The 21,768-nt window shown below is 70.0% G+C and carries 19 protein-coding genes and 1 pseudogene; 4 read left to right on the forward strand and 16 right to left on the reverse strand.

Features of this window, described 5'->3' with window-relative positions; all coding sequences use genetic code 11:
• Positions 1-178: 178 nt before the first annotated feature.
• From OG943_RS48285 to OG943_RS07605, 5 genes are all read right to left on the reverse strand, one after another.
• Positions 179-322: a lasso RiPP family leader peptide-containing protein gene (locus OG943_RS48285; RefSeq protein ID WP_442874695.1), complete on the reverse strand. Its 144-nt coding sequence runs from the start codon at positions 320-322 to the stop codon at positions 179-181.
• A gap of 2 nt (positions 323-324) precedes the next feature.
• On the reverse strand, positions 325-444 hold the full coding sequence (locus OG943_RS07590; protein WP_328608975.1) for a lasso RiPP family leader peptide-containing protein: 120 nt from the start codon (positions 442-444) through the stop codon (positions 325-327).
• Positions 445-788: 344 nt separating this feature from the next.
• Positions 789-3,173, reverse strand: coding sequence for an ATP-binding protein (locus OG943_RS07595; protein ID WP_328608976.1), 2,385 nt, complete (start codon positions 3,171-3,173; stop codon positions 789-791).
• A 1,005-nt stretch (positions 3,174-4,178) separates the two neighbouring features.
• Positions 4,179-4,883 (reverse strand): IS630 family transposase, encoded by a 705-nt coding sequence (locus OG943_RS07600; protein ID WP_328608977.1) that lies wholly within the window; start codon positions 4,881-4,883, stop codon positions 4,179-4,181.
• 117 nt (positions 4,884-5,000) lie between these two features.
• Positions 5,001-5,798, reverse strand: coding sequence for a hypothetical protein (locus OG943_RS07605; RefSeq protein ID WP_328608978.1), 798 nt, complete (start codon positions 5,796-5,798; stop codon positions 5,001-5,003).
• A 163-nt stretch (positions 5,799-5,961) separates the two neighbouring features.
• Between OG943_RS07605 and OG943_RS07610 the strand changes: the two genes are divergently transcribed.
• A complete protein-coding gene (locus OG943_RS07610; RefSeq protein ID WP_328608979.1) occupies positions 5,962-6,420 on the forward strand; it encodes a YybH family protein in 459 nt (152 codons plus the stop codon).
• 67 nt (positions 6,421-6,487) lie between these two features.
• Here the strand turns inward: OG943_RS07610 and OG943_RS07615 are convergent, their stop codons facing one another.
• From OG943_RS07615 to OG943_RS07635, 5 genes are all read right to left on the reverse strand, one after another.
• Positions 6,488-6,847, reverse strand: a complete 360-nt coding sequence (locus OG943_RS07615) for a hypothetical protein (RefSeq protein ID WP_328608980.1) — start codon at positions 6,845-6,847, stop codon at positions 6,488-6,490.
• A 142-nt stretch (positions 6,848-6,989) separates the two neighbouring features.
• On the reverse strand, positions 6,990-8,495 hold the full coding sequence (locus OG943_RS07620) for a long-chain-fatty-acid--CoA ligase (RefSeq protein ID WP_328608981.1): 1,506 nt from the start codon (positions 8,493-8,495) through the stop codon (positions 6,990-6,992).
• Between the two features lie 13 nt (positions 8,496-8,508).
• On the reverse strand, positions 8,509-9,306 hold the full coding sequence (phaZ, locus tag OG943_RS07625; protein WP_328608982.1) for a poly(3-hydroxyalkanoate) depolymerase: 798 nt from the start codon (positions 9,304-9,306) through the stop codon (positions 8,509-8,511).
• Positions 9,303-10,964, reverse strand: a complete 1,662-nt coding sequence (locus OG943_RS07630; RefSeq protein ID WP_328608983.1) for an alpha/beta fold hydrolase — start codon at positions 10,962-10,964, stop codon at positions 9,303-9,305. Before OG943_RS07630 ends, phaZ begins: the two co-directional genes overlap by 4 nt.
• A gap of 24 nt (positions 10,965-10,988) precedes the next feature.
• Complete coding sequence (locus OG943_RS07635; RefSeq protein ID WP_328608984.1) at positions 10,989-12,155, reverse strand: acyl-CoA dehydrogenase family protein; 1,167 nt, start codon at positions 12,153-12,155, stop codon at positions 10,989-10,991.
• A 61-nt stretch (positions 12,156-12,216) separates the two neighbouring features.
• Here OG943_RS07635 and OG943_RS07640 point away from each other — a divergent pair, with 61 nt between their 5' ends.
• Entirely contained in the window at positions 12,217-14,787 is a 2,571-nt protein-coding gene (locus OG943_RS07640; protein ID WP_328608985.1) for a LuxR C-terminal-related transcriptional regulator, read from the forward strand.
• 36 nt (positions 14,788-14,823) lie between these two features.
• Here the strand turns inward: OG943_RS07640 and OG943_RS07645 are convergent, their stop codons facing one another.
• Positions 14,824-15,987, reverse strand: coding sequence for an FAD-dependent oxidoreductase (locus OG943_RS07645; protein WP_328608986.1), 1,164 nt, complete (start codon positions 15,985-15,987; stop codon positions 14,824-14,826).
• 41 nt (positions 15,988-16,028) lie between these two features.
• On the opposite strand from OG943_RS07645, the pseudogene OG943_RS07650 reads away from it, so the two are divergent.
• Positions 16,029-16,241, forward strand: a pseudogene (locus OG943_RS07650) (TetR/AcrR family transcriptional regulator); the annotation flags it as partial.
• A gap of 235 nt (positions 16,242-16,476) precedes the next feature.
• On the opposite strand, the gene OG943_RS07655 reads toward OG943_RS07650, so the two are convergent.
• The 5 genes from OG943_RS07655 to OG943_RS07675 all read right to left on the reverse strand — a co-directional run bounded on the left by OG943_RS07655 (position 16,477) and on the right by OG943_RS07675 (position 20,798).
• Positions 16,477-17,031, reverse strand: coding sequence for a TetR/AcrR family transcriptional regulator (locus tag OG943_RS07655; RefSeq protein WP_328608987.1), 555 nt, complete (start codon positions 17,029-17,031; stop codon positions 16,477-16,479).
• A gap of 55 nt (positions 17,032-17,086) precedes the next feature.
• A complete protein-coding gene (locus OG943_RS07660) occupies positions 17,087-18,199 on the reverse strand; it encodes an SGNH/GDSL hydrolase family protein (protein ID WP_328608988.1) in 1,113 nt (370 codons plus the stop codon).
• Positions 18,200-18,231: 32 nt separating this feature from the next.
• Positions 18,232-19,158, reverse strand: coding sequence for an NADP-dependent oxidoreductase (locus OG943_RS07665; protein ID WP_328608989.1), 927 nt, complete (start codon positions 19,156-19,158; stop codon positions 18,232-18,234).
• Between the two features lie 127 nt (positions 19,159-19,285).
• The gene (locus OG943_RS07670; RefSeq protein ID WP_328608990.1) at positions 19,286-20,623 is read right to left on the reverse strand and encodes an amidase; all 1,338 of its coding nucleotides are present in this window, start codon (positions 20,621-20,623) and stop codon (positions 19,286-19,288) included.
• Positions 20,610-20,798 (reverse strand): hypothetical protein, encoded by a 189-nt coding sequence (locus OG943_RS07675; RefSeq protein ID WP_328608991.1) that lies wholly within the window; start codon positions 20,796-20,798, stop codon positions 20,610-20,612. Before OG943_RS07675 ends, OG943_RS07670 begins: the two co-directional genes overlap by 14 nt.
• Positions 20,799-20,889: 91 nt before the next feature.
• Here OG943_RS07675 and OG943_RS07680 point away from each other — a divergent pair, with 91 nt between their 5' ends.
• Positions 20,890-21,768 (forward strand): MBL fold metallo-hydrolase, encoded by an 879-nt coding sequence (locus OG943_RS07680; RefSeq protein ID WP_328608992.1) that lies wholly within the window; start codon positions 20,890-20,892, stop codon positions 21,766-21,768.

The raw sequence follows: 21,768 nt of genomic DNA on the forward strand, positions 1-21,768 counted from the left end.
TCGAAGGTCCGTCTTGTGCCATCACCAGATGAGGCGATGACACAAGACGGACATACTGATCAGCATCAGAACCAGACGGACTCAAACCGAGGGCCAGCGTCATCACACGCGACGCCAGTGAAGTCGCCAGTCTGAGCGAGCACTGTTCCAACGCAGGTAGACGCAACCGGTCCGAGCGCTACCGAAAGTTCAGAGCCACCACGTGAAAAAATCGGTCGAAATACCCCGATCCCCCACCGCAGGTAACATCAGCAAAGCTGCCGATTTCGACGAGTTCCGGTGAGTCGTATTTCGGAGCGTCCTGGTCGATTTCCGTGACCATGGTCAGTACCACCACCCACCCAAGAAGTCGATCCAGTAACCCTGAGAGGTCGCCCGGGTCAGCTTCGTGAACTCGCCGACCTCGACCATGTTCGGAGCTTCGTACTGAGTGATTTCGTGCATTATGCCGTGTCCTTATCTCTTGGAACTTCCTGTCGGCGGCCACTGCTAGGCGTTGCCGCGGTCGCCTACCCCAGGTGCAGGGGACCTTCGTTGTTTGAGGCCGGGGACTGAACACTGAACAACAACGGCTGGTAGCGGCACGGTCCTCGTGCCACCACCAGCTTCCCCGACCTGCAGCGCCGGTGGGGCGCTGTCCGACTAGTCCGGACAGCTCAAATCTCGCATCCAGCTGCGGCTTCGGGGAGGGAGGTTACGAGGGAGGAACTGTGGGATCCTGCGGCACATCTGGCTCAGTGGCAGACCGATCACCATCATCTCGCCCATTGACAGATGGTCCGTACGAGTCAGTTGAGCTCGTCGAGGCGGCGTTCGATCCGTTCGATGTCGGATTTTCGATGCTGTTGTCGGCAGAGCACGAGGGCCTCGAGCCAGAGTTGCCGGGCTCGGCGATGTTTTCCGCCAGATGCGTAGACCTCGGCGAGGTCGGCGAGCACGACAGCCTCCTGCTTGGGGTCGCGCTCTCCACGTAACAGGTTCACGGCGCGTCGGTAGTGGCGAACCGCGCTGTGGTGTCGTCCGGAATGGTGGTCGATGTAGCCGAGAGTATGCAGGGCGTAGGCCTCGGCGTCGAGATAGCTGTGACAGCGGTAGAGGTCGAGCGCAGCGGTGCAGTAGGTGGTGGCCTGGTCGAGTTCGCCGAGACGGGCGTAATGCCACCCCACCGTGTTGAGAGCGTTCGCGGTCCGGGCCGGCTGGTCGAGGTTCTGGTACAGGTTCAGCGCATGTAGTGCCGGCGGTAAGGCGCGCTGGTGGTCACCTTGTTGCTCCCAGGCAGCTGCGAGTGCCTCGTGGGCGCGGGCTTGGCCGGCCACATCATCGGCGTCCTGGAACAATCTGAGGGCGCGGTCGAGGTGTTTCATCCCTTGGTCGTGGTCTCCGACCATAATGTGCGCCCAGCCGTAGAGACGGTGCACATCCGCCTGGTCGGAGACCTCGGGGATGTGTGCGACGGCGTCGATCGCGGCCTGCCAGATGCGGAGGTTGTCGTCTCGGCGATCGTGGCGCATGTGGTACGTGTTCAACGTCCACGCGATCCGCCAGACCTTGTCGTGCCAGCTGTGTCGGATCGCGAGTTGCTGGGCGGCGAGGAGGTTGGCGTGTTCCTCGGTGAACCATCGTTCGGCCGCGGCGCGGTTCCGGGGCGCAGTGGTGTGGCATCCGGGGTTCGCAGGCGGGAGATCGATCGAGGGTCGGCGGGCGTCGAGGAGATGCTCCGCCTTGAACGCCGTGTGCAGGTAGAAGTCTGCAAGCCTGCGGATCGCCTGGTCTTGCGACTCCGCCGGCAGATCGGTGCGTGCGCGATCGCGGGCGTAGAGGCTCACGAGGTCATGCATCCGGAACCGGCCTGGACGGTGCTGCTCAACTAGGTGCGCGCTCTCGACCGTGCGGAGCTGCCTACGGATTAGGTGAGCGGGCAGGCCGACCAGGCTGGCGACGGCTGCGGTTCCGATGTCTGTGCCCGGAACCAGACCAAGATGCCGGAACAGGGCCGCAGCGTCGTCATCGAGCGCGTAATACGAGGCGGAGAACACCGAGGACAGGCGAACAGGCACCTCACCGGCATCGAGCCCGTCGAGTCTGCTGGTTTCGTCCGTGAGTTCGTCCGCTAGCAACGCCAGCGGGAAAGTCGGGTTCAATCTGGCCCGGGCGGCGATGATGCTGATAGCAAGGGGCAGCCCAGCACAAGTTCGGATCAATACACTGCTCGCTTCGGGCTCGGCATGGATTCGGTCGGTGCCGAGATGCTTGGCGAGCAACTCATGTGCTTCAGCAGGGGTGAACGTGGGCAGCCGTATCGTGTGCGCGCCGCGGGCGACGATCCCTGGCAGGTAGTTTCGGCTGGTGACGATCACCGTGTTGACCGTGCTTCCGGGAAGCAGGGGCTCGACTGCGGCAGTGTCCCTGGCGTTGTCGAGGATGATCAGCATGCGTTTTCCGCTGACCAGGGTGCGGTACAACGAGATCTGTGCAGGCAGGCTTACCGGAGTGGCTGACGGTGCCACACCCAACGCGTCCAGGAATCCGCGGATCGCGGCGGCAGTGGGCAACGGAGGATTGACGGGGTCGAATCCGCGGAGATCGACATAAAGTTGGCCATCCGGAAAGCGGTCCAGCCAACGGTGGGCCCAGTGTAACGCAAGCGAGGTTTTTCCCACACCACCGGCGCCTGCGACTGCCGAGATGACCATCACGGAGTCTCTTAGCACCTGGGCGTCGTCACACGCGGCAGAGAGGGCTCGCATCTCGTCTGCGCGGGCCGTGAACTGCAGCGGCGGCGGCGGAAGCTGCCGCGGCACCATCACGTCCGGTCTCAACGACGCCTGGTCCGCGCCTTGCCGATCACCTGAGGAAGCATGTTCGTCATGGGCCGGATCGCTGCTGTTGAGAGGGACAGCCTGCCGGCGAGAGTTGATGAAGCCCAATTCCGAGTCGGTATTGACGTCCAGCACGGCACGGAACGCTTCGCGATATCGGGCATTCGGCCAGCGGATCGTGCCGCGTTCAAGCTTCGCGATGTAGTTGTCATCCAGCGCGGCATGTTGCCCACCGCGCTTCCAGAGATGCGCGTTGACCAGGTCCGCCAGCTCCCGCCGCGACAGACACTCGCCGAGGTGCAGCAACGATTCCGAGCGTTCCCGGGCAGCTCGAAGCTGCTTGTTCTCGGTCACCGCCACTGAGCTTCCTCCCCACAGCTCACGTTCCCAGCGTGACCATCCAGGCGCACCATGTCAACGCCCGAGGTCACGACGTACAGCACCAAAACCCAAGCTCGCCCAGCCTGGCTCCTGCAGTGCACCGATCCGCCCTGGCTTGCGCGTGCCAGGCCGAAGTTCGGGATGATTACGGTGGGTGAGCATCAACCACGCAATGTGAGAAGCTTTGCATCGGCACTTGGTCGCGTCGCCCCGAGGTTGTCCATCGTCCTGACCGCCACGGCGAGCGGCTCAGGACAGCTGTGTGACCATTCGGCATGCGGGCGAGCTTTGAGCACATACTCTCCCCGGGAATCTCGTGCGTGTCGCGGGACTAGGACGACTGCGAGCTCAGCCGCATTATGTGGGTCGCGAATCCCTGGAACGGTGTGCTGCTCTGTAGTTCAGTCGTGACTTGCCCCAGCATCGGCTGCAACGGCAGTTGCTGCGAGGTCAAAGACCAGCCCTACGCCGGCCCGCTGTTTCCGTTCCTGCTCTTGACGCGGTCTCCGAGTGGCTACCGCGGACTCATGCCAGCTTCGCCGTTCACTGCACCCAACGCCTGGACTCGATTTTCGCACCGGCGAATACATGCACCACCCCGGTAAAGTGGGCGAAGCTGCATTTGCTGCGACAGGTGGTCCGGCTGGGGTGTCCGCAATTCAACCAGCTGTGCCGGAATTCTAGTGCCGCATCAAGCAACGTTGGGTAGGTAATCCGGGCGGCGGATCTTGGAGCTGACTGCGAAGTGGCGTTTCGGGTGGCAGTAGCGGTTGCGCCAGCGAGGGGTAGCCGGCGATGGCAGCTTCCTGGGCAGTGTGGCTGGGGTAGTCGCTGCCGTCGAGGGTGCAGTAGCGGGCTGCGGTGAACTCGCACTCGATCCAGCTCAACCACGACGAAGTGGTGGGTGTGTAAACCAGCTCGATGCCGTTGGCCACGCACCAAGTCCTGACCTCGGCTTTGCCGTGTGGTCCCTAGTTATCACAGATCGGGTAGAGCTTCCCAGCCGGGAAGCGACGGCGGAATTGCTTGGGAGAAGTCGAGAAACTGCGGCCAGCGCTTGCGGTCACGGAACCGGTAGAACATCTGCCCGGTGGCGAGGTCGAGCGCGGCGAACATGTGCCGCACCCCGTTAGCGCGGGTGTAGGTTGCGCGCGGCCGGGCCGGTCGGCCGCGGGGGAGCCAGCCGCGGCCAGGGCGGGGTTGCAGGTTCAGCGGCCCGAACTCGTCGACACAGATCACTCTTCCGTCGACGGGCGGATGGTCGTAGAGATCGAGGATGCGGGTCTTCTTGGCCACGAAGTCCGGGTCCTTGCTGGCTTTCCAGGTCTTCGTCGCCTGCCAGGACACGCCCTCCTTACGCAGGACCTGCCAGACGGTCTCGGCACTCGCCTTGATCCATGCGTGCTCGGCGAGGTAGCCGACCAGTTTGGCCAGGCTCCAGGTCGTGAACGGCAACCCTAGATCGGCGGGTTTGCAGGCCGCGATGCGGCAGATCTGATCACGGGCGGCCGGCCCGAATTTAGCCGGTCGGCCGCCCCTCCATTTTGGGGACAACGCCGCGAACCCAGAGGTGTTGAACGCGTGGATCACCTCCCACACGTAGCCTTCGGTCGCCGCGAACATCGCCGCGAACATCGCCGCGAACATCGCCGCGAACATCGCCGCGAACATCGCCGCGAACATCGCCCGCGGACCGGCCCCGCACCGAGGCCAGCACGATCCCGGACCGCCGCAGCCGCACCCGATCCCGGGCGGACCGCGTGATCTTGACGCCATTCCCCGAGCCTGGACCTCGGCGTTTCACCAGCTCAGGATCCGCAAAGCTCTGACGTTGCTGTCCAGGCCGGGCTCGGCGACGCGGTCCCGTAACACCTGGACACCCCACGGCACGAGGACCAGGCACAGGGCGCCGTACTCGAAGAGGTCCGGGAGGTTGGCCGCCTTGAGGACGCCGCCCCACAGCGTGCCCGCCCACAGCAGGATCAGGCAGCGGCCGGTGCCGAACGTGCCCGACCGGAACGCGCCGATCGCCAGCAGCAGCATCCCGGGATATTGGCAGGCCGACGCCACGACGCCGACGCGCCACGGGCCGTAGGAAATGCTCGCGTAGTCGCCCAGCACGAAGTCGGTGGCCCGGCCGAGTCCCTGCGACGCGGCCAGCTGGAAAGCGGCCTGATCGACGCCGGCGTCGTAGAGCCGCGCGAACAGGCCCAGGATGACGAGCGTGCCACCCCAGCAGGCGAGTATCGGCGCCCGCGCCGCGACGAAACGGGCGAGGGTGACGAAGGCCGGGCACAACAACAGCGCCCCTGCCGCGAAGCACGCGTACCCCGCCGTGACCAGCGCGGGGTTCGCCAGGTACGCCGCCAGCTGCGACGGTGCGGCGAACGGTTGCCGGGAGAACGCCGCCAGCTGCTCGGCGGAGAAGGCCCCCGAATGCAGCCCCAGGTACCGCAACAGCAGCCCCGTCCACCACACCAGGGGACCGGCCACGAGCGCGCCGCCCCCGACGAACCGGCCCGGGAACCAGGCGTTCCGGTTGACCGGCGCGGGGGCCCGCCACCGCCGGAGGAGCGGTTGCGAGTTCGTTCGGCTCATGGCTGACAGCCTGGATCGTGGGGCGCGCCCGGCACATCTTCCGATGGGCATCGGCCCGGTTCACTTTGGTCAGGGTGGGTGCGTCACAACCAGGAAGAGCGCGGCCTGGTTGCGCGGCCGTCCTTCGCCGATCATCACCAGGGTGAAACGAGCAGAGCAACTGATGACGGAAACCGTGGTGGCGGCGCACCTGCGCTGGTTGTGTGGCTGGGACCGCGAGCCGGGTGATCCGCCGTTCGACTTCCGGGCGGTCCAGGGCGAGTTCTGCAACTGGGAAGCCGAAGACCTCCGGCTGTACGACGACGCCGACCCGGAGCACCGCGTGGCGCACAGCGCCGAGGAATACCGGTCGCTGTGGGAGCCGGTCTTCGGTGGCCTGGTGACCGCCGAGCACCGGCTCGCCGACGGTCCGCACGCGCTGGTCTCCGGTGACCTCGCCGTCACGCGACTGGTCTTCGTCGCACGGCTCGTGTCCACCGACGGCACGGAGACAGGCTTGCGCGCCACCAGCTCACTGACCTGGCGACACTCGGCCGCGGGCTGGCGCATCGCGTGGGACCACACCTCTTCGGTGATCTTGGACGCTGAAACGCTGGCCGAGCTGATGAACGTCGCGCCGTGAGCCTGAGCAGGCTCAGGCAATTGCCGGCGTCACGTGTTCGCCGTCGACGCACCGAGTGAGTCGTGTTTCAGCAGGGCACCGGTGGCCCGTCCTGGACGATGGTCAGATTGTTTTTGGGAACATATCCCCCTACTTCGTTGTCTCCCAGGACCACGTACCAATCTCCGCCCTCGCCGGACGTCACGCAGTAGAGCCGGTAGCTGTATTTGTGACTCATGTGGTCGCAGATTTTGACGCCGCTGAGCCGAGGTCCGGAGCGGACCCCCATATTCGCCACGGTCGGGTGCACCAGGCCTGTGTACGGTATGCCCCCGTAGTAGCAACCCTCGGCGTTCGCGGTCGGTGCCGTGGCCAACGTGACGACGCTCAATGCGCCCATGGTGGCGAGTGCCAGTGCGAGCGACTTCTTCTTCCCGCCGTACTTCACCACAGGTCCGTCCCCCTCTTTCGGTTGACGCCTCCGCCGACGTGGTGAGGCGATGACGTTGCGTAGTGCGCTGGGACCCTGTGTAGCGCATCGAGGTTGTTCTGTATCGATCGCCGGGCGCAGAACAACAAGATCCGAACAATCAGCGCAGATCCCGCTTGAGCACCTTGCCAGTCGACGTCATCGGGAACTCCTCGCGGAACTCCACCAGGCGCGGGTACTTGTACCCGGCCATGTTCTCCTTGCACCACGCGACCAGCTCCGCCTCGGCCAGTTCGGCCCCAGGATGACGGATGACAAACGCCTTGACTTCCTCGCCGTGGCTCGGGTGCGGGACGCCGAGCACGGCGACCAGGCTGACCGCCGGGTGGGTCATGATCACTTCCTCCAGTTCACGCGGGTAGACGTTGAAGCCGCCGCGGACGATCATGTCCTTCGCGCGGTCGACGATGAAGTAGTAGCCGTCGGTGTCGCGGGTGGCGATGTCGCCGGCGTGGAACCAGCCGTCGCGGATTGCCTCGGCGGTGGCGGCGGGGCGGCCGAGGTAGCCCTTCATCACGTTGTGGCCGCGGATCGCGATTTCGCCGGCTTCGCCGTCGGGGACCTCTTCGCCGTCCTTGCCGACGAGGCGGAGGCTGACGCCCCAGACCGGCTGGCCGATCGAGCCCGGCTTGGCCACCCGGCCGGGGTGGTTGAAGGTGGCGACCGGGCTGGTCTCGGAGAGGCCGTAGCCCTCGCGGATCGGCACGCCGTAGATCTTGCGCACCTGTTCGAGGATCTCCACCGGCAGGGCGGCGCCGCCGGAGACGGCGATCCGGAGCGAGCCCGCGATGGCCTCGAGGTCGAACGCCGCCGGGTCCGCGCCGGCCAGGCCCCAGTACATCGTCGGGACCCCGGCGAAGAACGTCACGTGCTCGCGCTGCATCAGCTCCAGCGCGGCCTTCGGCTCGAACCGCGGCAGCAGGACCATCGTCGCGCCGGACCCGAACCCGGCGTTGAGCTGCACGCTCTGGCCGAAGGAGTGGAACAGCGGCAGCGTCACCAGGTGCACGTCGTGCTCGACCGTGCCGAAGACCCGCTGGCAGGTCAGCGCGTTGAGCACCATGTTGGCGTGGGTCAGCTCGGCGCCCTTCGGGGTGCCGGTCGTGCCGCTGGTGTAGAGGACGACGGCGGTGTCCGACGGCTCGGTCACGACCGTCTCGAACGTCGGCGGCTGCCCGGCCAGGGTGTCCATAAAGGACTCGTTGATCAGGAAGAAGTGTTCGCACGCCGGCGTCGCGTCGAACCCGGCGCGGCCCTCCTCGCCGAGCGGGAGGCCGGGGCCGCCGGCGAAGCAGAAGAACGCCTTCGCGCCGGAATCGCCGAGGTGGTAGGCGATCTCGCGGGCCTTGAGCAGCACGTTGAACGGCACGACCGCGGCGCCGGCCTTGAGGATGCCGTAGTAGACGATCGGGAACGCCGGGATGTTGACCGACGCGAGCGCGACCTTGTCACCGTGGCCGATCCCGTTGGCGCGCAGCAGGTTCGCGACCTGGTTGGCCGCCGCGTCGACCTCCTGGTAGGTGAGCCGGGTGTCCCCGGCGACCAGCGCGTCGCGGCCCGGCCGGGTGGCGGCGCTCTCTTCGAGCATCATGGCGAGGTTCAGCATCGGAGTGTCTCCTTCAGGACAGGAAGCGGTGGATGAGCGGGACGAGTTCGGACGCGTGGGTGAGCAGCGCCAGGTGGCCGCCGCCGGGGACGATGTGGACGGTGCCGTGGCGCAGCAGACGGGCCATCAGCCGCGCGTTGGCGGCGGGGACGATCGGGTCGTCGTCCCCGGCCACCAGCAGCACGGGCTGGCGCAGCCAGTGCAGGTACCAGGCGCTGGTCCAGCCGGCCCCGGCGAGGATCTGCCAGTAGTAGCCCAGCGGGTCCGGCGCCCGGGTGGACGCGGCGAAGTGCGCGGCGAGCCCGGGGTCGTCGCCGAACCCGCCGCCGTAGAGCCGGGCGGCGGTCTCGCGCATGCGGCCAGGGCCGAAGTACCGCAGCGGGCTGGCCAGCGTGAGCAGCACCGACGGCTTGGCCGGGACCATCACCATGCCCATGCTGGTCGCGCAGAGCACGACCCGGCGGCACCGGCGCGGGTAGCGGTGGGCGAACTCCTGCGCCAGCGCGCCGCCCCAGGAGATGCCGAGCACGTCGACCTCGTCGTAGCCCAGCTCGGTGACCAGGTCGGCGAGCATCCGGGCCAGCTGCGGCATCCGCCGGGGCAGCCGGGTGACGGGGGAGCCGCCGGTGCCCGGCATGTCGAACCGGATCACCGGGACCCGACGGCCCGGCTGGTCACTCAGCCGGTCGACCAGCGGCTGGAGCAGTTCGAGGTTGGCGCCGATGCCGTTGCACAGCAGCAACGGCGTGCCCTCGCCGGGACGGTGGTCGATATGGAGGCTGATCCCGTTCGCCCGGATCGCGGTAGTCATGCGCGGACGTAACTGCCGGGCGCCGCTTCGAGCGCCGGGTGCTCCGCACTGCCCACAGTGGACGGTGCGGCGACCTGCCCGCCGGAGCGCTCGCCCAGCCACTCCATCCAGCGCGGCCACCAGCTCCCGGCCACCTTCTCCGCCCCGGCCTTCCATTCCTGCGCGGAGTCCACGCTCGAAGGGTTGCGGTAGTAGCCCGCCTTCGGGTTGCCGGGCGGGTTGAGGATGCTCTGGATGTGGCCGGAGCCGCTGAGCACGAACTCGACGTTCCCGCCGAGCCGCCGCGACGAGCGGTGGCAGGCCTCCCACGGCGTGATGTGGTCGGTGGTGCCAGCCATCACGAACGCGTCCGCGGTGACCTTCCCGAGGTCCAGCGGGGTCCCGTCGACGACGACCGAGCCCGGGTGGGCCAGCGCGTTGTCGCGGTAGATGTCGATCAGCTGGCCGTGGAACGCGGCGGGCAGCCGGGTGGTGTCGTTGTTCCAGTACAGGATGTCGAACGCGGGCGGGCGCCGGCCGAGCAGGTAGTTGTTCACCCAGTAGGTCCAGATGAGGTCGTTGGGGCGCAACAGGTTGAACACCCGGGCCAGCTCACGGCCGTCCAGCACGCCTTGCACGTGCGAGTGCCGCTTGGCCGCGGCGAGGGTCTCCTCGCTGGCGAAGACGCCCAGCAGGGTCTTGTCCTCGGCCATGTCGAACACGCTCACGAACAGCGTCAGCGCGTTGATCACCGGCTTGCCCCGCGCGGCGAAGTAAGCGGCCAGCGAAACCGACGTGATGCCGCCGGAGCAGGCGCCGGCCAGGTTGACGTCCGGGCTGCCGGTGATCGCGCACACCGCGTCGATGGCCTCCTCCACCGCGGTGAGGTAGGTGGCCAGCTCCCAGTCGCGCTGTTCGGCGGTCGGGTTGCGCCAGCTGACCATGAACACTCCGAAGCCGTGGTCGAGGGCGTAGCGCACCAGGCTCTTCTCCGGCGACAGGTCGAAGACGTAGAACTTGTTGATCTGCGGCGGCGCGATCAGCAGCGGCCGCTCGTGCACCTGCTCGGTGCGCGGGGCGTACTGGATGAGCTCCAGCACCTCGTTGCGGAACACCACGGAACCCTCGGTGGTGGCGAGGTTCCCGCCGACGGTGAACTTCTCGGTGTCGACCTGGCTCGGGAAGCCGCCGTTGTGGCGGACGTCGCCGGCGAAGTGACGCGCGCCCTCGACGGCGCTCTCACCGCCGGTGGTGATGAACTGCTTCACCGCGGCCGGGTTCAGCGGCAGGTTGCTCGGCGCGAGCGCGTCGAGCGCCAGCGACAGCACGAACCTCGCCCGCTCGCGGTCCACATCGGACAGTTCGGAGCCGCCGAGCCAGGCGTCGAGTTCGGCGTCCGCGGCGAGGTAGACGCCGAGCAGCCGGCGGTAGAGGAAGTTCTGCGTCCAGGCGGAGTCGGTGAAGCGGCGGTCACGGGCGCCGGGCACCAGCTCGCCGCGACCGCGGGCGGCGGCGACCGCGGTCCTGGCCAGGTGGCGCAGGCTCGCCGCGGTGTTCCGGGGGTTCTTGACCGCCTCGCCGGCCACCGTGCGCAGCGAGTCGAGCAGGTCCTTGCGGCGGAACCCGACGATCGGGTTGGGCCCGCCGATGGCGTCGGCGGCGATCTCAGGGGTGGACATGGCTTCTCCTTGCCGGTAGACGGTTCACACGAAGGCGGACAGGCCGGTGATCGCCCGGCCGACGATGAGGGTGTTCATCTCGCGCGTGCCCTCGTAGGAGTGGATGGCTTCGGCGTCGGCGACGAACCGGCCGACGTCGTACTCCAGCAGGATCCCGTTGCCGCCCATGAGCTCACGGGCCATGCCGACGGTCTCGCGCATCTTGGTGGTGCAGAAGGCTTTCGCCAGCGATGCCTGTTCCTCGGTCATCTTCTCGGCGTCCTGCAGCCGGGACAGCTGCGCGACCAGGCAGAGCGAGGCGGTGATGTTGCCGAGCATCTTCACCAGCAGGTCCTGCACGAGCTGGAATCCGCCGATCGGACGGCCGAACTGCTCCCGCTGCTTCGCGTAGGCCAGCGCGCGCTGGTAGGCGCCGATGGAGCAGCCGACGGCCTGCCACGCCACCGACGTCCGGGTCATCCGCAGCACGGCGGCGGTGTCGGCGAACGTGTTGGCGTGCTGGAGGCGGCTCGCTTCGGGGACCCGGCAGTCGTCGAGCCGGATGTGGGCGTTCTGCACGGTCCGCAGCGCGATCTTGCCCTCGATCTTGGTCGGGGTGAAACCAGGCGTGCCCTTCTCTACGAGGAAGCCCTTGACCTGGCCGTCCTCGACGTCCTTGGCCCAGATCACCACGACGTCGGCGAAGGTCGCGTTGCCGATCCACTTCTTTTCGCCGTTGAGGACCCATTCGTCGCGCTCGCGGCGGGCCGTGGTCTTGAGGCCGCGAGAGGCGGCGGAACCGACGTCCGGCTCGGTCAGCCCGAACGCGCCGATCTTCTCGAAGCGGTGCATCGGCGGCAGCCACCGCTGCTTCTGCTCCTCGGAGCCGCACAGGTAGATCGACCCCATGGCGAGGCCGGTGTGCACGCCGAAGAACGTCGCGAACGACGGGTCGGTGCGAGCCAGCTCCAAGGTGACGAAGCCGTCCAGCAGGCTGGTCCGGCCGGGCAGGCCGTAGCCGGTGTAGGACAGCCCGCCGACGTCGAGCTTGCCCAGCGGTCCGAGCAGGTGGTGGGGGAAGCGCTCCCGGGCCCAGTGCCAGTTCGCGACCGGCGCGACCTCGGCGTCGAGGAACTCGCGCAGCCGCGCCAGCAGTTCGAGGTCCGGCTCCGGCAGGTCGTCGGCCAGTGCGTAGAAGTCCGTGGTGTCCATGTGGATGACGGTAGGTTCACGCGCTGGTCGGCGGCCCTATCCAAGGTTAGGGTTCGAGGTTATGCAGGTGGTGGCGACGAAGCTGCTGATCCCCCCGGCCCGGCCGGCCGCGGTGCCGCGGGCCCGGCTGCTGCGCCTGCTCGACGCCGCCGCGGCGCACCCGGTCATGCTGGTCGTCGCGCCCGCCGGGTTCGGCAAGACCACGCTCGTCAGCACCTGGCTGCGGGAGGTTCCGGCGCGGACCTCGTGGCTCACCCTCGACGAGGACGACGACGTCCCCGGCCGCTTCCTCGACTACCTCGTCACCGCGCTGGGCACCGGACGGACGCTGCTCGACTCCGGCACCGCGTCGACGCCGGCGGTGATGACCGAGCTGGTCAACGAGCTGGTCGACGAGGAGTGTGTGCTCGTGCTCGACGACGTCCACCTGCTCGCCGAGCAGGAGATCCTGGACGCGCTGACGTTCCTCGTCGAGCACTGCCCGCCGCGGCTGCACCTGGTGCTACTCGGCCGCACCGAGCCCGACCTCCCGGTGGCGCGGTGGCGCGGCCGCGGCCTGCTGGCCGAGATCGGCGCGGCGCAGCTGCGGTTCTCCCCGGAGGAGGCGGCGGGACTGCTCGCCGCGGTCACCGGGCGCGCGGTCGACGCGGGCACGGCCGACGAGCTGAACCGGCGGGCCGAGGGCTGGGCCGCGGCGTTGCAGATGCTCGGCATCGGCCTGCGTGACGGGGCCGCCGCGGCGCCGTCGGTGCGGTTCCGGCCGGGCAACCGGTACGTCCTCGACTACCTCGCCGAGGAGGTGCTGGCCGGCCAGCCTGCGGACGTCCGCGACTTCCTGCTTCGCACGAGCGTCCTCGAGACGCTGACGCCGTCCTTGTGTGACGCGGTCACCGGGCGGTCCGACAGCGACCGCGTGATCCGCGACCTCGAACGCGCCAACCTGTTCCTCACCCCGCTCGACGAGGCGGGGGAGTGGCACCGCTACCACGGCCTGTTCGCCGACTACCTGCGTGGCGAACTGGATCCGGCGGTGGCGCGGGAGTGCCACGGCCGGGCCGCCCGGTGGTTCGCCGCGCACGGAATGCCCGCCGAGACGATCCGGCACGCCGTGCCCGGGGGCGAACTCGACCTCGCCGTCGTGACCGTGCGCGAGCACGCCGAGGTCCAGGTCCGCCGCGGCGAGCTGGCCACCCTGCTGTCCTGGCTGAACCGGCTGCCCGAGGAGCAGGTGCGGGCGCACGCCGACCTGGCCGGGTTCAAGGGCTGGCTGCTCTACCTCGCCGGGCGCGCCGACGAGGCCGAGGCGTATGCGGCGATCGCGGACGCGGGCATGGGCCCGGACGCCCCGGCCGTGGACCGGGCGATGCTGCGGACGTTCCAGGCCTACCTCGCGCTGACCCACGGCCGTCCGGCCGACGCGGCCGGGCTCGCGACCGCCGCGCTGGACCTGCTCGGCGACAGCACGTCGTTCTTCCGCGCCGCCGCGATGGGCGTGCTCGGCCAAGCGCGCCGGCTGACCGGCGACCGGCGCGGCGGGATCGAGGTGCTGCGCGAGGCCGTGCGGCTGGGGGAGCGCAGCGGAAACCCATTGAGCGCACTGGAAGCCACCGGGTACCTCGCGCCGCTGCTGTACGTGCAGGGCCGGCTGCGCGAGGCCGTGGTGCTCTGCCGGGACGCCTTGCGCGGGCACGCGGACGCGCCGATGGCGGGCCTCGCCGAGGTGCCGCTCGGCACGCTGCTCTACGAACGCGACGAGCTGGACGAGGCCCGCACCCACCTGGTCGACGGGATCGCCCGGTGCGAACAGCTCGGCACCACGTCGTACACCCTGCTCGGCCTCCGGACGCTGGCCCGGCTGCACCACGCGTCCGGCCGGCCCGACGAGGGGTTCGAGGCCCTGCTGGCCGCGCGCCGCCAGGCGGACGCCGCCGAGGACTACCGCCGCGCCCGGCTCGTGGTGGCGACGATCGCGGAGCTGCACCTGCGGTCCGGCCACCCGGCCGCGGCCGGGCAGGCGCTTGAAGAGATCACCGGCGACCAACCGTCCTCTTCGGACTACGAACAGCTGACCCGCGCCCGGTTGCTGATCGCCCGCGGCACCCCGGACCGCGCCCTGGACGTCCTCGGCCCGATCGAGGACCGGGCCCGTGAGGAAGGCCGGGACGGCAGTCTCGTGGCCATCCTCGCCGTCACCGCGCTGGCGCGGCACGCGCTGGGCCTGCCCGCGCGGGACCTGGTCGCGCGCGCCGTGGAACTCGCCGCGCCGGACGGCTACCGCCGGACCTTCCTCGACGAGGGCGCCCCGCTCGTGCCGCTGCTGAAGGACGTCCGGGCGACCGCGCCCGCCTTCGTCGCCGATCTGCTTTCGCGCTCGCGCGGGACACCGGCGCCGTCCGCCCGCGGATCCGGGCTGCGGACCGTCGAGGGCGTCGGTGTGGTCGAGACGCTCACCGAAACCCAGCGGCGGATCCTCGGGCTGATCGCCACCGGGATGTCGAACCAGCAGGTGGCGGACAAACTCTTCATCACGGTGGGCACCACGAAGTGGCACCTCAACCAGATCTTCGGGCGGTTGCAGGCCCGTAACCGCACCGAAGCGGTGGCACGGGCGCGTGAGCTGGATCTGCTGTGACGGTTTGGCCGGTGGTGAGCCGTCCTTCGGATGCGGTCAGGCCGTGCCCGGGTTGAGCAGGCGTTCGTTGAGCAGTTCCCTTGCGGTGCCGGCGTTTCCGGCCGGGTCCTCGTCCATGAGGACGGCGACCTCGGCGTCGGCCTCGGCGGCGGCGGCCGCGCGCGGGAGCATGATGTTCTCGTAGGCGCGGGCGGCTTCGTCGAGCTCGGCGTGGGTGACGATGATCGTGGCCAGGTCGCTGCCGTCGATCAGGGCGAGGTTCGCGCCGATCCCGTGCGGCGGTAGGAGATGCGCGGCGTCGCCGAGCAGGGTGACGCCGGGGACGTGGTCCCAGGTGTGGCCGGACGGCAGCACGTGGATGGGGCGGATGACGAACCCGCCGTCACTGCGGCGGATGAGGTCGAGCAGGCGGCCGTGCCAGCCGTCGAACCGGGCCAAGAGGTGCGCGCGCACGGCTTCGGTGTCGGCGGGGTCGATGCCGGCGGTCTCGAGCCAGCCGAGGGGGATGCCGTCGAAGTCGGCGGTCACGCGGACGTGCCCGCCGCTGTTGCGCTGGGCGCCCAGCATCGTGCGGCCCGCTCCGGCGACCAGGCTGCCGGGGCCGATCAGGTCCGCGAGCGCGGGGTGCCGGGTGTCGACGTCGTCGAAGAACGTTTCCACCAGGGTGTTGCCCGTGTAGGCGGGCGTGGCGGGGGAGACGGCCGGGCGGGTGCGCGACCAGGCGCCGTCGGCCCCGATCACGAGGTCGAAGACTTCCGTTGTGCCATCAGTGAAAGACACGCTGGCGGTGCCGTCGTCCCGTGCGGTGACCGTGTCCAGCGAGTGTCCCCAGTGGACAGTCCCGGGGGGCAGGGAGTCCAGCAGCAGTCCGCGCAGCTGGCCCCGGTCGATCTCGGGGGCGTAGTACTCGCCCTCGACGGGCTTTTCCTGGTGCACCAGCGCGGCGGTGCCCGGGTCCAGCATTCGCAGCTCCTGCGCTTCGGGGCGGGCCAGCTCGCGGAACCGGTCGAACAGGTTGACGACGCGCAGCGCGGTCTGGCCGGTGGGGGCGTGCAGGTCGAGCATGCCGCCCTGCGGCCGGGCGGCCGCGGAGGCCTCGCGCTCGAACACGGTCACCGGATAGCCGTAGGCCTGGAGGCCGCGGGCGCAGGTCAAGCCGCCGAGGCCGGCTCCGATGACCGCGACGCGGGGAGAGGACATGGGGTGGGTCCTTCCGGTTCGGGGTTCGCACCAGAAAAGCGCTGGAGCTGTTCCTCGCCCGAGGCTACGACCAGGTGAGCGTCAAAGAGGTGGCCGACGCGGCGGACGTGTCAGTGACCACGCTGTTCAACTATTTTCCCAGCAAGGAGGCCCTGGTCTTCGACCTCGACGGGGACGTCGAGACGGCGCTGGTGGCCGCGGTGCGCGACCGCGCCGCCGGCCAGTCCGTCCCGCAGGCCTTGCGCGAGCACCTCGGGCAGCGGATGGCCGTCCGCCCCGCGCACCCGGAGGTTGAAGCGTTCCGGATCCCAACGCGGCCGAGATGATCGGGCCGATTTTCGACCTGCTCGAACGCGGGTGGCCGGCCGCGCGTCCGTGACCCGTGCCCAGCCGGGCAGACCGGAGGAGCGGTCCAGCCGAGCGGTCCAGCCGAGCAGAGTGGCCGGGCAGCCCAGCTGCCCAGTCCGGCCGAGTTGCTCGGCCAGCAGCTCAGCCGAGCAACTCGGCCAGCAGCCGCCGGGCGTAGGCGTGGCCGAGCGGGCCGGGGCGGAACAGGATGCGGTACATCATCGGCGCCACCACGCGGTCGAGGACCGTTTCCACGTCCGGCGCGGGCTCCCCGCGTCCGGCGGCCCGCGCGAGGATCACCTCCACCTGCTCGGCGGCGAACGCCGAGCACTGCCCGGCGTTGTCCCCGTTCTGGTCGCCGAGCAACGCGTCGCGGATGTAGGCGCGGCCGGGGGGCGAGGACATCTCGTCGAGGAACTGCTCGGCCCAGGTCGTCAGGTCGGCCTTGAAGTTGCCCCGGTCCTCGGGCGGGGCCTCGGGCCGCAGCCGCTGGACCGCGACGTCGGAGAGCAGCTCGTGCAGGTCGCCCCAACGGCGGTAGATCGTCGAGGGCGTGACGCCGGCCCGTGCGGCGATCAGGGGGACGGTCAGCGAGGCGCGGCCGGACTCGGCCTCGAGTTCGCGGACCGCGGTGTGCACCGACTCCTGGACGCGCGCGCTGCGTCCCCCCGGGCGCGTCATCGGCTTACGGCTCATGATGTCCACCTTAAAGCAAACATCTTGCGTCAAGCGGCACAGCGGCGAGGGCCGGTCACAGATGCGGACCCAGGAGCAGGCGGGCGGCCCGGTCGCCCATCCGCAGGTGCGCGGCCGGGTCGGGGTGCAGGCCGTCGGGCAGGGACCCGGCCTCGTCCGGCCCGAGCAGCTTGCGCCCGTCGAGGTAGTGCAGCGCCGGGTCCTCACGGACGTCGACGATTTTGGCGAGCAGCGTGCGGACGCCGGTCAGCGTCAGTGCTCCGGTACCCGCGGAACCCAGGGCGCGCTTGCGGCCGGTTTCCGGGTCGGGCGTGACGGGGCCGGACGTGGTTTCCAGCTCGGCAAAGGAAGTCGGCGAGACGAGCACGACCGGCGTGTCCGGATGGCCCTCGCGGATCGTGTCCAGGAATCCGTGCACAGCCGGGACGAAGGTGCGCTCGCGCATCGACGCCTCACCGACGATGTTGATCCCGGCCTTGAGCGTGACCAGGCCGGCCGGGGTGTCGCGGATGGCGCGGGCGACCTCCGGGTCGAGCACGGCGTTGCCGGCGAACCCGAGGTTGGTCAGCGCCGCTCCGGCCGTCAGGGCGGCGACGGCCGGCCAGGTCAAGGTCGGGGCGGGGGCCTCCAGGCCGTGGCTGATCGAAGAGCCGTAGTGCACCCAGGCGACGCCCGGCGGCGGGGTCGGCGCGAGCAGCGGCGCATCGGAGTCGAGCGTGCGCAGCTCGACGGTCGCGCCGTGCGGCAACCAGATCTCGACGTCCTTCTCGCCGGCCGGCAGCTCGTCGAACCGCACGGTCTCGGCGGGACCGGGGGCCAGCCGGGCGTCGGCGAGGTCGGCCGCGAGGGTCAGCACGTCTCCGGCGGTGGCCGGTACGCGGGCGAGCACCGTGCCGTCGACGACGAGGTCGAACGACGCGGGCAGCCGGCCTTCGGGCATCACCGGCACGGTGACGTGCACGCCGAGCGCCAGCGACCGCGCCGCCGTGCGCAGGCGCAGCCGGACCCCGGCCGTGTGGGAGACGACCAGGTCCATCCAGCCGTCGTTCAGGCGCGGCCGGGTCCAGGCCGGGAGCCGTCGCGGGCGGACGCCGGCCGGGGTGCGTTCCAGGTCCAGCGCGCCGAGGATCGTGACCCGGCCGTCGGGCCGGGAGAAGTGGTAGGTCATGCCGGATTCCTTGGTGTGGTGGGAAGCCGCGGTCAGCCGACCAGCAGCACGAGCTTTCCGCGGACCTGGCCGGCTTCGCCGACGCGGTGGGCCTCCGCGACGTCGGCCAGCGGGAACGTCCGCCCGACCGGGATCGAGAACCGGCCGGACTCGATCAGCTCGCCGATCTGGCCGAGGGTGTAGAGGGCGCGGCCCGCGTCGCCCCGGCTGAACCGCACGCCGTACTGCTGCGCGCCGTCGAAGTCGGCGACCGTGATGACGTGCTCCGGGCCGCCCGCCAGCTCGATGAGGTCGGGCAGGACGCCGCTCCCGGCGATGTCGAGCGCCCGGTCGACGCCGCCGGGGGAGAGCTCGTTGACCCGCTGCGCCATGCCGTCTCCGTAGGTGACGGGTTCGGCGCCGAGCGAGCGGACCACCTCGTGGGAGCCGGGGCCGCAGGTGCCGATCACGCGGGCGCCGCGCGCCACCGCGAGCTGGACGGCGGCCCGGCCGATGGTTCCGGAGGCCCCGTTGACGAGCAGCGTCTCGCCGCTCCGGATGCCGCCCTGGACGCCGCTCTGGACGCCGAGCTGGTCGAGCGCCCGCGCGGCCGTCTCGACCGCGACCGGCAGCGCGGCGGCCTCCGCGAAGCCGAGCGATGGCGGGATGGGCGCGTAGTGGGGCAGCACCGCCAGCTCGGCCTGCGAGCCGGCGTCGGCGCTGAACCCGAACACGCGGTCACCGACGGCGACGTCCGTGACGCCCTCACCGAGCTCGTCGACGATGCCCGCCGCTTCGTACCCCATGGTCTGCGGGAGCTCCGGGTCCATCAGGCCTTGACGCTTCTTCCAGTCGCTCGCGTTGACGCCGGCGGCCCGCACGGCGATCCGGACCTGGCCGGGGCCCGGGTGCGGGTCCGGGAGGTCCACGATCTCGAGGACCTCCGGGCCCCCGAAGCGGCTGAACTGGGCTGCCTTCATGCGTTGTTCCGTTCTGGCTCGGCGGATCGGGCCGCGGACGCGTTCTCCGCGATGGATACGAACACCGTTCTATATTCGAATACTGTTCGTGTCAAGTCGTGGCGGCCGGATGTACCCGAGAGGGGAGTCAGCTTCCCGCGACCGCGAGCGAGCGTTCACTGGCCTGTCCCACGCGCAGGAGCAGCGGCTCCGAGTGCGGCCGTCCCAGCAGTTGCAGGCCGATCGGCAATCCGGCGGCGTCGGCGCCGACGGGCACGGTCAGGGCCGGCACCCCGGTGATGTTGGCGGGTGCCGACAGCCGGACGCAGGCGTCGGAGACGGTCTCGGTCGTGCCGTCGGGCCAGGTCACGGTTTCCTGCCCGGCGGGCACGGCGGTCAGCGGGACGGCCGGGGCGGCGAGCACGTCGACGTCGTCCAGCAGGCGCAGCCAGCTTTGCCGCAGGAGCGTGCGTGCGCGCCGGGCTCGCAGATAGTCGCCGGCGGGCAGCAGTTCCCCGGCTTCGAGCAGTACCCGGACGTCGGGCGTGTACAGCTCGGGAACGGTGCGCAGGGTGCGCTCGTGGTACGCGGTGGCCTCCGGGACCATCAGGCCCCATTGGATCGCCTGGAGGTAGCGTGTCATCGGGACCTCGACGTCGACGACCCGGGCGCCGAGGGACTCCAGCCGTCCGATCGCTTGGCGCACCACGGTTTCCACCTCGGGGTCGACCCGTTCGAAGTAGTGGTTGCGGGGCACTCCGACCCGCAGGCCGGCGAGGTTTTCGTCCGGAGTGGACAGTCGCCGGCCGGTCAGCGCGGGCAGGACGAGCGCCGCGTCCGTCACGGTGCGGGTGATCGGGCCGACGTGGTCCAGCGACCAGGACAGCGGCACCACGCCGTCGCGGGGCACCAGGTCGTAGGTCGGCTTCAGGCCGACGACGCCGTTCAGCGCGGCGGGCACCCGGATGGAGCCGCCGGTGTCGGTGCCGAGTGCGAACGTCGCCGTGCCCGCCGCCACGGCAACGGCCGACCCTCCGCTGGAGCCGCCGGCGATCCGGCTCGGGTCCCTCGCGTTCGCGGTCTGCGGGGTGATCAGGCCGAAGGCGAACTCGTGGGTGTGGGTCTTGCCGACCAGTACCGCTCCCGCGGCCGCCAGACGGGCCGCGACGACGCTGTCGGTCTCCGCCCGGTGGCCCGCCCGGACCCGCGAGCTCGCGGTGGTGGGCAGCCCGGCGACGTCGATCAAGTCCTTGAGCCCCAAGGGAATTCCGTGCAACGGACCGCGTACGCCGCGCTGGGCGATCTCGCGCTCGGCCCGGCCGGCCGCTTGCCGCGCGCGGTCCGCGTCCACGGTCACGTAGGCGTTCAGCCGGGGTTCGACCTCGTCCAGGCGAGTGAGCACCGACTCGAGGAGTTCGACGGGGGACAGCTCGCGCGAGCGCACGGCCGCCGAGGCGGCGGCGAGGGTCAGCTCATACGGCTGCATCGGGTTCCCCTGTCCGGCCGGGCGCCGTGTCGCCGAGGTCGAGCTCGCGCAGGAGGGACACGACGGAATGGAGGTGGTCGGCGGTGGCGGCCACGACGGCGTGGCGGTCATCGGGAAGCACCAGTCCGGCACGCGCGGCCCAGCGGGCGGCTTCGAGTGGGGCGAGGTCGGTCATCGGGTCTCCAAAAGCTAAGTGTTTGCCTCAGGCGAGGCTAGGGCCTACCGTGACTTAAAGCAAACATGTTGCTTTTAGATGAGGAGAAGTCATGGCTGTCCCGTCCTGGACCATCGGCGAGCTCACCGTGCACCGGGTGGACGAGGCGCTGCTGCCGCCCGCCACCGGCCGCTGGCTGCTGCCCGCCGCGAGCCCGGAAGTCGTTGCCCGGCATGGCTGGCTCCAGCCCGACTTCGCCGGGGGCGACGGTGTCCTGCGCCTGGCCACCCACAGTTTCGCCGTCACCGCCGGCGGCTTGCGCATCCTCGTGGACACCGGTGTCGGCAACGGCAAACAGCGGGCGAACCCGGCCTGGCACGACCTGCGGACCGATTACCTGGACCGGCTCGCGGCGGCCGGGTTCGCCCCGGAGTCGGTCGACCTGGTGGTGCTCACCCACCTGCACGCCGACCACGTGGGCTGGAACACGAGGTCGGTCGACGGCGAGTGGGTGCCCACGTTCCCGCACGCGCGTTACCTGACTTCGCGGGTGGAGCGGGAGTTCTGGGCCGGGTACGCCATGGACGGGCCGCGGCGCCAGATGTTCCGCGACTCGGTGCTGCCGGTCGAGGCCGCGGGACAACTCGACCTCGTCGACGTCCCGGCCGGCGGCGTCGAGGTCGCGCCCGGCGTGCGCCTGGAACCCACCCCGGGCCACACGCCCGGCCACGTCGCGGTGCGGCTGGACAGCGGCGGCCGCACGGCGCTGATCACCGGCGACAGCGTCCACCACCCGATCCAGGTGTCGTCGCCGGACATCGGCAGCTGCGTCGACATCGACCCCGGACTGGCCGAACGCACCCGCCGCGGGTTGCTCGCCTCGCTGGCCGGAACCGGAACCTTGGTGCTGGGCACGCATTTCCCGGCGCCGACGGCCGGTCACGTCGTCGCCGACGGCGAAGGACTGCGGTTCGCGGCGGTTCACGGGTAG

It is taken from the genome of Amycolatopsis sp. NBC_00345, assembly GCF_036116635.1.
Taxonomy (GTDB): Bacteria; Actinomycetota; Actinomycetes; order Mycobacteriales; family Pseudonocardiaceae; genus Amycolatopsis.

What these genes read in the sequence shown, in the direction of transcription:
- OG943_RS48285 (WP_442874695.1), bottom strand. Translation starts at nt 322, where the DNA reads ATGGTCACGGAAATCGACCAGGACGCTCCGAAATACGACTCACCGGAA.
- OG943_RS07590 (WP_328608975.1), bottom strand. Translation starts at nt 444, where the DNA reads ATGCACGAAATCACTCAGTACGAAGCTCCGAACATGGTCGAGGTCGGC.
- OG943_RS07600 (WP_328608977.1), bottom strand. Translation starts at nt 4,883, where the DNA reads ATGTTCGCGGCGATGTTCGCGGCGATGTTCGCGGCGATGTTCGCGGCG.
- OG943_RS07605 (WP_328608978.1), bottom strand. Translation starts at nt 5,798, where the DNA reads ATGAGCCGAACGAACTCGCAACCGCTCCTCCGGCGGTGGCGGGCCCCC.
- OG943_RS07610 (WP_328608979.1), top strand. Translation starts at nt 5,962, where the DNA reads ATGACGGAAACCGTGGTGGCGGCGCACCTGCGCTGGTTGTGTGGCTGG.
- OG943_RS07620 (WP_328608981.1), bottom strand. Translation starts at nt 8,495, where the DNA reads ATGCTGAACCTCGCCATGATGCTCGAAGAGAGCGCCGCCACCCGGCCG.
- phaZ (WP_328608982.1), bottom strand. Translation starts at nt 9,306, where the DNA reads ATGACTACCGCGATCCGGGCGAACGGGATCAGCCTCCATATCGACCAC.
- OG943_RS07630 (WP_328608983.1), bottom strand. Translation starts at nt 10,964, where the DNA reads ATGTCCACCCCTGAGATCGCCGCCGACGCCATCGGCGGGCCCAACCCG.
- OG943_RS07635 (WP_328608984.1), bottom strand. Translation starts at nt 12,155, where the DNA reads ATGGACACCACGGACTTCTACGCACTGGCCGACGACCTGCCGGAGCCG.
- OG943_RS07640 (WP_328608985.1), top strand. Translation starts at nt 12,217, where the DNA reads ATGCAGGTGGTGGCGACGAAGCTGCTGATCCCCCCGGCCCGGCCGGCC.
- OG943_RS07645 (WP_328608986.1), bottom strand. Translation starts at nt 15,987, where the DNA reads ATGTCCTCTCCCCGCGTCGCGGTCATCGGAGCCGGCCTCGGCGGCTTG.
- OG943_RS07655 (WP_328608987.1), bottom strand. Translation starts at nt 17,031, where the DNA reads ATGAGCCGTAAGCCGATGACGCGCCCGGGGGGACGCAGCGCGCGCGTC.
- OG943_RS07660 (WP_328608988.1), bottom strand. Translation starts at nt 18,199, where the DNA reads ATGACCTACCACTTCTCCCGGCCCGACGGCCGGGTCACGATCCTCGGC.
- OG943_RS07665 (WP_328608989.1), bottom strand. Translation starts at nt 19,158, where the DNA reads ATGAAGGCAGCCCAGTTCAGCCGCTTCGGGGGCCCGGAGGTCCTCGAG.
- OG943_RS07670 (WP_328608990.1), bottom strand. Translation starts at nt 20,623, where the DNA reads ATGCAGCCGTATGAGCTGACCCTCGCCGCCGCCTCGGCGGCCGTGCGC.
- OG943_RS07675 (WP_328608991.1), bottom strand. Translation starts at nt 20,798, where the DNA reads ATGACCGACCTCGCCCCACTCGAAGCCGCCCGCTGGGCCGCGCGTGCC.
- OG943_RS07680 (WP_328608992.1), top strand. Translation starts at nt 20,890, where the DNA reads ATGGCTGTCCCGTCCTGGACCATCGGCGAGCTCACCGTGCACCGGGTG.